At 46.9% G+C, this 13490-nt stretch carries 9 protein-coding genes and 4 pseudogenes; 12 read left to right on the top strand and 1 reads right to left on the bottom strand.

The annotated features are described in order from the left end of the window. Positions 1-14: 14 nt before the first annotated feature. From RE628_RS20240 to RE628_RS20205, 8 genes and pseudogenes are all read left to right on the top strand, one after another. A pseudogene (locus RE628_RS20240) lies at positions 15-916 on the top strand (carbohydrate ABC transporter permease). An 11-nt stretch (positions 917-927) separates the two neighbouring features. Next, positions 928-2817 carry a sialidase family protein gene (locus tag RE628_RS20235; protein ID WP_309154727.1) on the top strand — a complete coding sequence of 630 codons (1890 nt, stop codon included), beginning with the start codon at positions 928-930 and terminating at the stop codon, positions 2815-2817. Continuing rightward, positions 2727-3218, top strand: a complete 492-nt coding sequence (locus RE628_RS20230; protein WP_309154726.1) for a hypothetical protein — start codon at positions 2727-2729, stop codon at positions 3216-3218. The genes RE628_RS20235 and RE628_RS20230 overlap by 91 nt, the downstream gene beginning before the upstream one ends. Then, positions 3107-3961, top strand: coding sequence for a LamG domain-containing protein (locus RE628_RS20225; protein ID WP_309154725.1), 855 nt, complete (start codon positions 3107-3109; stop codon positions 3959-3961). Before RE628_RS20230 ends, RE628_RS20225 begins: the two co-directional genes overlap by 112 nt. A 67-nt stretch (positions 3962-4028) precedes the next feature. After that, positions 4029-5742: pseudogene (locus RE628_RS20220) on the top strand (ribulokinase). Between the two features lie 83 nt (positions 5743-5825). Further along, positions 5826-6248 (top strand): VOC family protein, encoded by a 423-nt coding sequence (locus RE628_RS20215; RefSeq protein WP_309154724.1) that lies wholly within the window; start codon positions 5826-5828, stop codon positions 6246-6248. A gap of 287 nt (positions 6249-6535) precedes the next feature. Next, positions 6536-6850 carry an NUDIX hydrolase gene (locus RE628_RS20210; protein WP_309159515.1) on the top strand — a complete coding sequence of 105 codons (315 nt, stop codon included), beginning with the start codon at positions 6536-6538 and terminating at the stop codon, positions 6848-6850. A gap of 179 nt (positions 6851-7029) precedes the next feature. Further along, positions 7030-7596, top strand: coding sequence for a GNAT family N-acetyltransferase (locus RE628_RS20205; protein WP_309154723.1), 567 nt, complete (start codon positions 7030-7032; stop codon positions 7594-7596). A 124-nt stretch (positions 7597-7720) separates the two neighbouring features. Here the strand turns inward: RE628_RS20205 and RE628_RS20200 are convergent, their stop codons facing one another. Beyond that, positions 7721-8962, bottom strand: a complete 1242-nt coding sequence (locus tag RE628_RS20200; protein ID WP_309154722.1) for a helix-turn-helix domain-containing protein — start codon at positions 8960-8962, stop codon at positions 7721-7723. Positions 8963-9221: 259 nt separating this feature from the next. On the opposite strand from RE628_RS20200, the gene RE628_RS20195 reads away from it, so the two are divergent. The 4 genes and pseudogenes from RE628_RS20195 (at position 9222) to RE628_RS20180 (ending at position 13448) form a co-directional block, all read left to right on the top strand. Then, positions 9222-10559, top strand: a complete 1338-nt coding sequence (locus tag RE628_RS20195) for an MFS transporter (protein WP_309154721.1) — start codon at positions 9222-9224, stop codon at positions 10557-10559. Between the two features lie 23 nt (positions 10560-10582). Then, positions 10583-10861: an HPr family phosphocarrier protein gene (locus RE628_RS20190; RefSeq protein ID WP_309154720.1), complete on the top strand. Its 279-nt coding sequence runs from the start codon at positions 10583-10585 to the stop codon at positions 10859-10861. 2 nt (positions 10862-10863) lie between these two features. Continuing rightward, positions 10864-13120, top strand: a pseudogene (locus tag RE628_RS20185) (glycoside hydrolase family 3 C-terminal domain-containing protein). 56 nt (positions 13121-13176) lie between these two features. Next, positions 13177-13448, top strand: a pseudogene (locus tag RE628_RS20180) (Mpo1-like protein). Positions 13449-13490: the final 42 nt, after the last annotated feature.

Below are 13490 nucleotides of genomic sequence, written 5' to 3'. Positions count from 1 at the left end.
GTAGGAGGGAAAGAATGAAGACTGGCGTACGCAGAAGCAAAGCGGATGTCGTCTACGACACCGTAAACATTACCTTTCTGACCCTGTTATTAATTATGGTGTTATACCCGCTATATTTTGTCGTCATTGCATCGTTTAGCGACCCTTCCGCGGTCGGAACAGGTAAGGTGATTTTATTTCCGAAAGGAATAAACTTAAACGGATATGACCTGATTTTTAAATACAAGCAGTTATGGATCGGTTACCGGAACACAGTCCTCTATACGATCGGGGGACCGCGCTCAGCGTCTCCCTTACCCTGATGACCGCATACGCGTTTTCGCGAAAGGATATGGCGGGGAGGGGATTCATCGTCATGCTATTCATTATACCAATGTTCATTCATGGCGGGCTGATTCCGACCTATCTGCTTGTACGAAAATTGCATATGATCGATAACCCGCTGACTGTTATCATTCTTGGATGCGTCAGCATGTGGAACATTATCATCACTCGCACTTTTTTCCAATCGACCATTCCACAAGAGCTGTTCGAAGCCGCGAAAATAGACGGGTGCGGTAACATCGGCTATTTCATCAAAGTGGTGCTTCCGCTATCCAAAGCCATCATTGCCGTCCTTGTTGTGTTCTCGGCTGTGGGTCAATGGAATTCATTCTTCAATGCCTTGATTTACTTAAACGACAGAAATTTAATACCGCTGCAATTAGTGCTGAGGGAAATTTTGAGCAGTCAAACGCAAATGATGCAGCAGCTCGAACTTGGCATCGGAGATCAGGATATGGCGCAGAAAACGTTTTTGGCCGAATCCGTCAAATATGGCATTATTATCGTCTCGAGCCTTCCAGTCCTATGTATTTATCCGTTTGCCCAAAAGTATTTTGTTAAAGGCGTCATGATTGGCTCACTCAAAGGTTAGGAGGCAGATTAATGATAGCGCTTGCAGATGAGTTTGTCAAAATCTATGAATCCAGCGATCCCGCATCGGTCTTCTGTTATAGCCCTGGCATTGCCAAGCTTGCTTCGGGGCGGCTCGTGGCTACAATGGACATCGGCGGACCGGGTGTGCATGGGCCATGCGGAAAAATATTCACGTCTGATGACCGAGGGAAATCATGGACTCACAAGGGAGACTTTCCGTTTGTGCATGCCCGGCCTTTTGTCGCCGGCCGTTCGTTGTATGTATTAGGACACAATGGAGACCTCATGGTGATACGTTCCGATAATGAAGGAGAAGACTGGACCGAACCGGCGGTCCTTACCCGAGGCGAACAATGGCATCAAGCGCCGTGCAACGTTCATTATGCGAATGAATCGGTATATTTGGTGATGGAGAAGCATCTTTATCACAAGATTGAGGTTTGGGGGGTCGGCGAATTGGCACCGATTCTCATACGCGGCAGGACCGATGCAGATCTGACCAGGGCCGAGAATTGGAATTTCGCCTCGGAACTTGCCTTTTGCGATGCCGTTCCTGCGGAGAAGTTGAATTACTTCGGCGTTCCGTTCTTTCATGCCGATCCGCAGCGGTACATCGATATTGCACCTGGCCGAGGCTGCGCTCCTGCAGGATGGCTTGAGACCAACGTGGTTCAATTCATCGATCCGGATCACTATTGGCATGACCCGCGCGGACGGACGTTCCATCTATGGATGCGGGCTCATACGGGCGGAAGCGGATATGCCGCGATCGCCAAAGTCGTCGAGCAGGATGACGGCTCGATGATAACAATGCTTGAGAATGTCCCTTCCGGCAAGCAGGTTGTATTCGTGCCTTGCCCGGGAGGACAAATGAAATTCCACATGATCTATGACGAAGTGTCCCGGCTATATTGGCTGCTGAGCACGCAGGCAACGGACAGCATGACCCGAGCGGAACGATTGCCCGCTGACCGTTACAATCTTCCCAACAATGAAAGATCGCGGCTGCAACTTCATTATTCAAGAAACTGTATCGATTGGTGCTTTGCAGGCCTTGTCACAGCTGGACCTTCGGCCAAACATTCCCGTCATTATGCCTCGATGGTCGTTGACGGGAGGATTTGCATATCCTCAGCCGATCAAGCGATGAACGGGCATTCAGCGCCCATAACGGCAATTTCATTTCCTTTCATACCGTCGCCAACTTTCGTGAACTTGTGTATTAAACTGGCAGCACATTCAAATGCCGTCAATCGCCTAAACAAGGAGAGATTTTATATGAGACCTTTCGTACGAAAAATACGCTGTGCTTTAGCAGTTCTGTTCGCCGCATCACTCGTCATGTTGGCCGGTATCCCTGCCGCGTCTGCCAACAATTATAGCGATGTCCTTGTGTCTCAGATCGATTATTCCGAACCCAGCACAGGCAACTACGTAGCAAGTCCCAGTATTGTAAAGCTCTCCGACGGAGCGCTCCTGGCAAGCGATGATTATGGTTCGCTGCACCCGGTTATCGGTATTACGCGGGTGTTCCGTTCGACGGATCAGGGCGCAACTTGGGCGCAAACAGCTTCGATCGAAGGGCAATATTGGAGCACGCTCTTTGAACATAACGGGGACGTATATTTGCTTGGAACCGACAAAGGCCTGGGCTCCATCGTTATTCGCAAAAGCGGCGATGGCGGTTTGACGTGGAGCGCGGCTTCCGTTCTTTTTCAAGAGACCAGCAGCAATCAGTATCACTGCGCGCCTACGCCGGTACTGAATGTGAATGGCCGCCTATACAAAGGATTTGAGCAGCTGAATCAATGGGGAATGTGGGCTTCCGTCATTTCCGTACCGGAGTCGGTAGATTTGATGGACCCGCAAATTGGACCCGGTCCAACCAGTCCGACGTAAATCTGTACATTGAAGGCAATGCCGTCGCCGGGCCGGATGGGCAAGTTTGGGACGTCCTTCGGCGCTCGATCATCAACCGTGCAGGGATATATAAGCTTGGGGCGGACAACAAGACGTTTACCAAATACGGGGAGTTCGACATGCCAGGGGGAGACGTGAAATTCACCATCCGATATGATTCCGTTTCCGGCAAGTATATCGCGCTTGTCAATGAGCACACCGATTACAATGTAACCCAAAATAACCAGCGCAATGTGCTATCTCTCATGTATTCGACGGACCTTGTTCATTGGATGCGCGGCAAACTGCTTATTCAAGACGACGAAAATTTGAACTGGGAACTTCTGTCGCGAAAGTCGGTTTCCAATACGTCGATTGGCAGTTCGACGGTGACGACCTGATCTACGTTTCCCGAACCTCTTACGACGGCGGGGACTCCAAGCATAACGCCAATCGCCTGACTTTTCATCGCCTTCAAGACTTCAGAGCCTATCTCCAGCCTGCCGATTTAATAGGCGATTATTCCTTCAACGGGTATACGGATGATGATTCGGCACAAGGAAATCATCCGATACCCATAGGAACAACTGTTTATACGCCCGGCAAATCCGGGCAGGCGATTGAAATGGACGGGTCGAAGTATTTCAATATGCATTACATGATTGGCAATGAAATTGCCAATGCCGAGGCCATATCCATAAGCGTCTGGATCAATCCGAGTCAAATGCCGGCAGCAGGTGCGCGCTACGATATACTCGGCACGCGTATCGATGGTATTCAGGAAGGGCTGGAGCTCAGTGTGGACTCCGATGCGGTTCGACTCGGGGCGCGGAGCGATAAAACGGATGCTTATCAGAGTAAGAGCATCAGCTTTAACAACCCGGACTCATGGCATCATATCGTTGGAGTCGTGGATTTTAAGAACAAAACGATAAAGCTGTACCTGGATAAAGTCGAGCAGTCTCCTGGAGGAACATTCGCTTTCGGTCAAAACTATTACCGGCGTTATTCCCCGTCCCAGGAGGACCGTATCGGTGGTAATCCTGGCGGCGGCAGCAACTTTATCGGAAAGATGGATGAATTGAAGATCTATCGCAAAGCGTTAACGCAATCTGAAATTGATGGTTTGTATGATAGCTTGTAACGAGGACGCCACAGCAGCACCGGGGAAACCGGTGCTGTCTATTGACAAGGGGAGGGAGAAGGCGTTAATGAAACGAAGATATTCGATCGGCATCGATTTCGGTACAGAGTCGGGAAGAGCACTGCTGGTCGATCTTACTAGCGGTGAGGAAGTGGCCACTCATGTAACCGTATATTCGCACGGCGTTATCGGCGAGAGACTTCCCGGGAATGGTGAAAAGCTGGGAGCCGATTGGGCGCTGCAGCATCCGGGGATTATATGGAGGTACTGCGAGGATCGGTACCGGAAGTGCTGCAAGCCGCAAGTGTAAACATGGAGGATGTCGTCGGCATCGGCGTCGGCTTTACGGCATGTACGATGATGCCGCTGGATTACGCGGGAACGCCGCTTTGTCTGAAGGCAGAATGGCGGGAAGATCCGCATAGCTGGGTTAAGCTGTGGAAACACCATGCGGCGCAGACCGAAGCCAATCGATTGAACGAAATCGCTAAGGCCCGCGGGGAAACTTTCTTGCACCGCTATGGCGGAAGGGTGTCATCGGAATGGATGATTCCAAAAATATGGCAAATTTTTAATGAGGCTCCCCACATATATGAAGCGGCCGACAGGTTTATGGAAGCAGCGGATTGGATCGTCATGCGGATGACAGGCGAGCAGATACGCAACAGCTGCGCAGCGGGTTACAAAGCATTATGGAATAAACAGGAAGAGTACCCTTCGCGGGGATTCTTCCAGGCACTTGACCCGGCACTGGCGGATTTGGCAGAGACGAAGCTGCGCGGTACCATTGCCCCTCTTGGCTCTAAGGCAGGAGTTTTGAGCGATGAAATGGCGGGCTTGATGGGCTTGCGCCGGGCACGGCTGTTGCCGTTGGCAATATAGATGCCCATGCGATGGTCCCTGCATGCGGTGTTGTAACCCCCGGCAAGCTGGTCATGGCTATGGGGACTTCGACTTGCCATTTGATGCTGAGCGATAAAGAAGTGCATGCAGAAGGCATCAGCGGCGTTGTTGAAGACGGCATTGTGGCTGGTTTGTACGGATATGAAGCCGGACAGGCGGCAGTAGGGGACATTTTTGCCTGGTATTTAGATCACGCTGTTCCAGGGCATATAAAGCAAGCAGCGACAGAAGCAGGGATCACGGTTCATAAGTGGCTAGAGCGGGAAGCATCAGCTTATTTACCGGGACAAAGCGGGCTAATTGCTCTTGATTGGTGGAACGGCAATCGCTCCGTGCTTGCCGATGCCGACTTGTCAGGGCTGCTGTTAGGCTGCACGCTACAGACGAAGCCGGAGGAAATTTATCGGGCGCTACTGGAGGCGACTGCGTTTGGCACTCGCAAAATTATCGAAGCCTTCACTGACACCGGCATTGACGTCGATGAGTTGTACGCCTGCGGCGGTCTGCCGCAGCGGAATCATTTATTGATGCAGATCTATGCCGACGTAACCGGAAGGGAAATTAAGATCGCAGATTCCGTGCAAACCGCTGCATTAGGGGCAGCGATGTTCGGGGCTGTTGCGGCCGGCTCGGCGGAGGGCGGATACGATTCGATCGTAGAGGCGGCTGCCAAAATGGCGCGACTGCGCGAGGAAACTTTTAAGCCGAATCCCGCCAATGCTGCCATCTATGACGAGTTATATAAACAATACTCAGCGCTGCATGATATTTTCGGCCGTGGAGGAAGCCAGGTCATGAAAAAGTTAAAAGAGATTAAAGTAAAAGGAACTGGTGTGGAACAAATTAAACTCAGTCCAGTAGGTGGTTTTCCATACTAATTGACCAAACGGAAACGATAACAACTACGTTATCGGGAAAACTTGCGAATGATTGATATAAAAAGAATCGGAGGAGAATAAAGATGATTCAATCAATAGTCCATATTGCTCTTGTTGTTAAGGATTATGATGAGGCCATAGATTTTTATACTAAGAAGCTTCATTTTACATTAGTAGAGGATATCTATCAGCCTGAGCAGGATAAGCGATGGGTTGTAGTTTCTCCACCTGGCTCAGTAGGCACAACAATTTTACTAGCAAGAGCGTCGAAACCAGAACAAGAAGGATTTATAGGTAATCAATCGGGCGGGAGAGTCTTCTTGTTTCTAAACACGGATGATTTCTGGAGAGATTATAACGATATGATTTCTAAAGGTATAGAATTTGTAAGAGAACCTAAAGAACAGCCATATGGGATAGTTGCTGTATTTAAGGACCTATATGGAAACCTGTGGGATTTATTGCAGCTAAACGAAGAGCATCCTATTATGAAACGAATGAAATAGAAATAATAAGGCGCATAAATAGTGTATGAATCATAAAGAAGGCAAGTACTTCCGATAACGCCGTTTCAACGCTGTGGGACTACTACCCTTTGGAATCATGAAAGAAGCTAAGACAACACACGCCCCAGTCTAAGATAGGAGCTATCTAAAGCTGGGGCGTTTCCTGAATACAAATACGTTATAAGAAATCAGCGCGCTATACCATAATACAACGACAGAAATGAGGAATATCCATGAAGACAAGTAATTCATATAATATTACGGAGGCATTAGGAGCTGTCTATTGAATCGAATGTCGTGAATACTTAACGTTATGGGGAATTCCTGGTGGCTGGATGGAACTAGAGAGACCTGAAGATGGCTTAGAAAGAGAAATCAATGAGGAAACAGGACTTAAAGTGCAAATTACTGGACTAGCTAGGGCTATTTATGGGAATAGACCCAATAGAGTCGAGCTGATATTTAAAGGTAGGATAATAGAGGGAACTTTTAGACCAAGTTCAGAAATATCTGATATCTGTTATTGTAGTATAGATAATTGGCCAGACGGATTGCCCATTAAGCAAATAGAAATTATTAAAGAAATATTAAGTGATGGTTAATCGAAGAAGGGCACTAACAACATATAACACCATACTCACGGTGTCAAATGTACAATCAAGGAAGAAGCTCAGACAACAAATGACCAGCCAGATAAGAGAAACTAAGGCTGGATCATTCCGTGAATGTAAGACATTATCTTAAATCACCTCGAAAACATACAACAAAAGGAGGGAGTCCATTGTTTAAATACGCAATAGATAAATCGCTATTTATATCGTTGTTAGAAACAAAAGATGCAGAAAAGTTATTTAATTTAATTGATAAGAATAGAAATCATATTGGTGAGTGGCTGAAGTTCCCAAGTATCACTTTAAAGGTCGATGATTCAAGGAATTTTATCGAGAATGTACGGATGAGGTTTGCTAGAAATGAAGGGTATTGGTTAGGCATATGGATGGAGAATAAACTAGTAGGCTCAATAGGATTCATTTATCTGGATCAGGAAAATAAAAAAACTGAAATTGGTTATTGGATCGGCAAGGAGTACGAAGGTAGAGGGATTATTACCAAAACGGTAAAAGTATTAATTGAATATGTTTTTAATAACCTAACATTTAACAAAATTGAAATTGGAGTAGCTACTGATAACTTAAGAAGTCGTTCGATACCTGAGAAATTAGGTTTCAAACTTGAAGGCACTATTAGGGATTATGAATATATAAATGGCAAATATCACGATAGGTTGATATATGGATTGAAATCAAATGAATGGCAAGTTATGCCCCTTGGTTACCCAGATGTATAATCAAGGAAGGTGCTCAGATAATAAACGACCCAGCCTAAGATAAGAGTTATCTAGGTTGGGTCGTTTCGTGAATACAAGAACGTTAGCAGAAATTATATGCCATATATATCCCCCTATTAATATGCTATAAAGGCCGAACCTCTTTTTTATCCCGAAAACGCTTTGGCGTCATGCCGGTATGTTTTTTAAACACTTTAATAAAGTGGTTTTGATCGTAAAAATTTAATCGAGTCGCGATGCTCGATATGGAATCGTTACTAAGATCCAGCAACCTTTTTGCTTCCTCAACGCGTTCACTTTGTAAATATTGGCTGAATGCGACACCAACCTCCTTTTTAAACAGATGGGATAAGTACTTTTCGTTTAATCCCGTTAGCGTGGCAAGATCCTGTAAGGTAATTTTGTTGTACAAGTTCGTAAACACATAATCCATGCAGTCCGCAATTGCTTTGGATACACTTTTTCTTTTAAATTGCCCGACACGCTCTACAAAGTCGATGAGTGCTTTTTTGGTGGCATGCTCTACAGCCCTCACATCCGTCATTTCCTCAATATGTTGAATGTGTAAGTCACTTAATTGATATGAAAGCTTCGTAAGCATTCCTCCTGCTCTAGCTTCACGCGTCGCTCTAGCAACGGCGCAGATCGCCAGATTCTTGAGGCTCCGCAGATGACTGCGTCTAGACAATACACCTTGCCCCTCGAACGAAGAGGAAGCGAGTAGCTTGACCACCGCAGCTTTGTTCCCATTGCGAATATGATCAAATATGGGATTGTTTGCTGTGTCGACGATCTGTGCATTTTCCATATGATCGGACAGGGTGAGTTGAATATGACTGTTCGGTACCAGCTGCTGCTCCGATTGAAAATTATGAAGCAAAACGTCGTCGGCCTCCAGGGCGACTCCATTGATAATCAAATAGGCTAGTACCCCGATATGCGCTGCGCGATACATATCGATCACCGGGAGAGAGCTCCAGTATTGCAGCCATCGGACACGTTCCGAACGAGTGGCTTCATGGTCATTAAATATATTTTCCATCATCTCTTCAGAAGGAAATTGAGAAAGCGAAGGCCCTATAACAAGGTGACCGGCGATCTGATCATTGTTCAATACGGGCACAATAATCATCCGATCCAAATAAACCGTTGTACAAATGATCGGCAACTTGGAACTCCCCGCCTTATCAATCATCGTTCGATACATGGAGGTTCGATCAACGACCATCAGCGGGTCGCCGAACACCATGTCTTCAGATTTGCTGTCTCGGGCCACCCAGACGACAGGAAGTTTAACACTTTTGTAAATCAGACTGCAGAAATAAGCGAGACCCGGGTTCGAAGGTTTCTTTGTCGTCGCTGTCATGGAGCTTCCCCTAGAATTGATCCTGTTTTTCAAACGATTATACCATAAACCAACCATGATCTTTTATATACTGATGAGGCATCGAGTCGTTCGTGCAAAGAAGATCGAGGGTGCAAAAAAGACAGCGTTTCCAACGATGGGCCCATCAAACGTTGGTTAAAGAAGCAGGCAGTGATTCCTTGACGCCGTAATCCGGAAGCGGCAATACATAATCGCATGCCGAATACAACACAAACCGATTATTAAACGGGGTGACTTCATGGAAGGTACAAAAATCAAATTGTCGGAAAAACTTGGATACGGGTTAGGAGATTTTGCAAGCAATCTGATATGGGCGTCAGTAGGCACATTTCTTACCTTTTTTTATACAGATACGGTAGGATTGTCCGCTGCCGCAATCGGCACAATGTTCCTGATTATTCGAGTGCTAGATGCATTTATTGATATTGGCATCGGTGTGCTGGTCGATAGGACAAAAAGCAAGCATGGTAAAGCGCGTCCATGGTTGAAATGGTTGGCTATACCGTTCGGGCTGTCTGGTGTATTGCTGTTCAGCGCTCCCGATTTTACGGGAACAGGCGCCTTAATTTACGCCTACTGCACCTATCTGATTATCAATATCGCTTACTCCGCGATCAACGTTCCGTATGGCGTACTGAATACGATGATCACTCAGGATTCTTATGAGCGATCTCTACTTAATATTTTCAGAATGACTATGGCGGTGTTGTCCTCCATTATCATTACCGTGCTGACAAATCCGCTCGTCGAAACCTTAGGTGGAGGACGACAAGGTTGGATGATGACTTTTGTCCTGTACGGCATGATGTCTGTCATTCTGTTCTGGATCACCTATCGTTCAACGCAAGAGCGTGTTAAACCGTCCGTCGTCCAGAAGTCGGTTTCGATCAAACGCGGATTTAAGGCATTGCTCCGCAACAAATATTGGGCGCAATTGATAGGCTTCAAGATTATCATGAATACGGGGGTTGCCGTAGCTACCGGCATTAACGTTTATTATGCACAGTATGTGCTGGGCGATAAGAACTTGGTCGGTCTACTGGGACTTACGACATTTCTTCCTTTGTTAGTGGGTATGTTGGTTGTGGCACCACTGATCAAAAAGCTGGGCAAACGTAATGCTGCACTAGTCGGTATAGTGGTTAGTTTATTCGGAATTGTGCTGATGATGGTGAATCCGACCAATCTGACGGTTGTGATTATCGCCATGATCATCAAATCGATTGGCACTGTGCCGGTACTTGCCACAACATATGCGATGCTTGCCGACACGGTAGAATACGGAGAATGGAAAACAGGTATTCGGACGGAAGGCCTTATTTACAGCGGTGGCAGCTTTGGGGCCAAAGCTGGCAGCGGGCTCGGAACCGCGTTACTTGGCTGGCTGCTTGCGTTTGGTGGCTATGTCGGTGGCCAAACAGCGATTAACGAAACAGCGATGAACTCGATCCGGTTTATGTTTATTTATTTGCCATTGATCTTTTATGTTGGAATGTTTGTTGTTCTTTACTTCTATAAGCTGGACAAGCAATATCCTCAAATCGTCAAGGAATTAGAACAAGCTGCGGGCAACTAACACGCAAGTGGGAGGGATGATCGATGAAAGCGGTCAAAGTGACAATGCCGACGGACGGCTTCGGGGTGTTGATGGCGAAAAAAATCAGCACGACCGCCGCCGAGTACGTCTCGGAGATTCGAGTGATCTGGGAAGAGAAAAACATCATTTCCGATATGAAAAGCATCCTTGGATTGATGGCGATGGAAATTCGGAAAGGGACTATGCTCACGCTTACATTTGATGGACTGGATGAGGATCAGGCATTCGAGATCGCTGATCTATTCGAATCTGGTATTGCTATAGGGGAGGATCACAAATGATCATGAAACGCGATTTGAAACAGCTGATCGCCGAAATGACGCTGGAGGAAAAGGCTGGATTATGCGGAGGGGCAGATTTTTTTACGACAAAAAGTATCGAGCGGTTAGGCATCCCGTCGATACGGCTGTCGGATGGTCCACATGGCTTGCGGCTTCAGCGGGAGGGGGCGGATCATCTCGGTATTCAAAAGAGCGTGCCCGCCACCTGCTTCCCTACGGCGGCAGGCGTAGCAAGCTCATGGAACCGGGACCTGGTTGAGACAATGGGAACTGCGCTCGGTGAAGCATGTCAGGCAGAGGATGTTGACATTTTACTCGGCCCCGGCGTTAATATTAAACGCTCACCGCTTTGTGGAAGAAACTTCGAATATTTTTCGGAGGACCCTGTTTTATCGTCGGAGATGGCCACACATTATATTAGAGGTGTGCAGAGTCAAGGCGTCGGAACTTCATTGAAACATTTTGCGGTTAACAACCAGGAGCATCGCCGTATGTCAGTGGACGCGGTCGTCGATGAACGGACATTGCGAGAGATTTATTTGGCCAGCTTCGAAGGCGTCGTCAAAAAAGCGCAACCGTGGACGGTGATGTGTTCTTACAATAAAGTGAATGGCGAATATGCTTCGGAAAACAGCTATTTATTGACCGAAATTTTGAAGAAGGAATGGGGACACGAAGGCTTTGTTGTATCTGACTGGGGAGCCGTCAATGAGAGAGATCATGGTCTCGCGGCAGGCTTGGAGCTAGAAATGCCATATGACCGGGGAGTACCGAAAATTATCGAAGCCGTAAAAACAGGAAAACTATCGGAGGAAGCATTGGACCGGGCCGTTGAACGGCTGCTGGCTATTATTTTCAAAGTTACAGATCACAAGAAGCCTAATGCTGCCTGCGATCATGAGGTACATCATCGGCTGGCCAGGAAAGTGGCGCGAGAAAGCATGGTGCTGCTTAAAAACGAAGATGAAATTCTGCCGTTGAAGAAGAAGGTAAAATCGCCGTCATTGGAGAGATGGCCAAGTCACCGCGCTATCAAGGAGCAGGTAGCTCAAGTGTCAATCCGGCACGCATTGATGACGTGCTTGAGGAAATTGCAAAAGCGGCGGGTAGCGAAGCAGAGATCATTTATGCGCAAGGGTACAACATTATCGAAGAAGGCACCGACTCGCTGATGATGGAGCAAGCGATGGCCGCGGCGAAAGGGGCCGATGCGGTTATTCTATTTACCGGGTTGCCCGCCAGCTACGAGTCGGAAAGTTATGACCGTACACATCTTCGCATACCGGACAACCAGGTGGCGCTCATCCGAGCCGTATCGGAAGTGCAACCGAACGTTGTTGTCGTGCTGAGCAATGGATCGGCGGTAGAAATGCCTTGGCTGGATCATGCCAAAGCTGTGCTCGAAGCGTACTTGGCGGGGCAGGCGTTCGGCGGGGCGGTCGCAGATCTTCTGTTCGGAGACGCTAATCCAAGCGGGAAGCTGACCGAGACATTCCCTATGAGCATGAGACAGAATCCTTCCCACCCTAACTTTCCGGGAGAAGGAGATCGAGTTGAATACAAGGAAGGGCTGCTTGTTGGATATCGATATTACGATACAAAAGATATTGTCCCATTGTTTCCTTTCGGTTATGGGCTAAGCTATACGACCTTCGACTATTCGAATTTGATTCTTTCCAAATCGGAGATGCGGGACGACGAGATACTGCAGGTAAGCGTAGAGGTCACGAATACGGAAAACGCCCCGGTCAGGAAATCATCCAACTATATGTCCGTGATCCACAAAGCTCGGTCATACGTCCGGACAAGGAGCTGAAAGGGTTCGACAAGGTCATGCTGCAACCCGGTGAGACCAAAACGGTTTGTTTTGAGCTCGATAAACGTGCTTTTGCTTATTACAATGTGGATTTGAAAGATTGGTATGTAGAAACGGGGCAGTTTGACATTTTGATCGGCAAATCGTCGCGTGATGTGGTACTTCAAGAAACGGTACATGTCGCCACGACTTCTACATGGAAGCGGCGATACACCCGCGATACAACAGTCGGTGATTTGTTCGAGGACCCGATGAGTAAGGCTATGTTGGTTGAGATCCTGAGTAAAAACAATCAAATGGAAAGCCTTAAACAGGGTAGAGATCCTGAATATGCGATGAGTCTGATCAAAGGCGCGCCAATTCGCGGATTAGTCTGGTTCAGTAATGGCGCGTTTTCCGAAGAGAATCTAGAAGAACTGCTGCGAAAACTGAATGGGGTTTGAAGAGAAAATCCAACGATTTTAGAATGAAAAAGAATTTATTAGGAGGCGCCAGTTTTATGAATTTCGAAAAAATGTTTCAAAAATATCAAAATGATCATCAACATCCAATGAATAAGTTTTTCCACTTTATTGGGATTCCTACTATTATTACTTCTTTATTCATTTTTTTGTTAACATGAAAATCGGTTTACTTCTATTTGTTGTTGGGTGGATTTTCCAATTTATAGGACATGCATTTGAAGGAAAGAAGCCCACCTTCTTATCCAATCCAGCTTATTTGATTGTAGGCCCAATCTATTTTTTTAAAAAAGCGCTTAAAAAACAGTAGTTGAATAGAAGGGTATTAATTAAATCTCTAAGGACACTCTAA

The organism is Paenibacillus sp. D2_2 (assembly GCF_031199965.1).
GTDB lineage: Bacteria > Bacillota > Bacilli > Paenibacillales > Paenibacillaceae > Fontibacillus.
This window is presented reverse-complemented; position numbering and strand designations above follow the sequence as displayed.

Bases quoted from the DNA above. Each gene is read 5' to 3' on its own strand.
- RE628_RS20215 (WP_309154724.1), top strand. From the start codon at position 5,826: ATGATTCAATCAATAGTCCATATTGCTCTTGTTGTTAAGGATTATGAT.
- RE628_RS20230 (WP_309154726.1), top strand. From the start codon at position 2,727: ATGGGGAATGTGGGCTTCCGTCATTTCCGTACCGGAGTCGGTAGATTT.
- RE628_RS20200 (WP_309154722.1), bottom strand. From the start codon at position 8,962: ATGACAGCGACGACAAAGAAACCTTCGAACCCGGGTCTCGCTTATTTC.
- RE628_RS20195 (WP_309154721.1), top strand. From the start codon at position 9,222: ATGGAAGGTACAAAAATCAAATTGTCGGAAAAACTTGGATACGGGTTA.
- RE628_RS20235 (WP_309154727.1), top strand. From the start codon at position 928: ATGATAGCGCTTGCAGATGAGTTTGTCAAAATCTATGAATCCAGCGAT.
- RE628_RS20190 (WP_309154720.1), top strand. From the start codon at position 10,583: ATGAAAGCGGTCAAAGTGACAATGCCGACGGACGGCTTCGGGGTGTTG.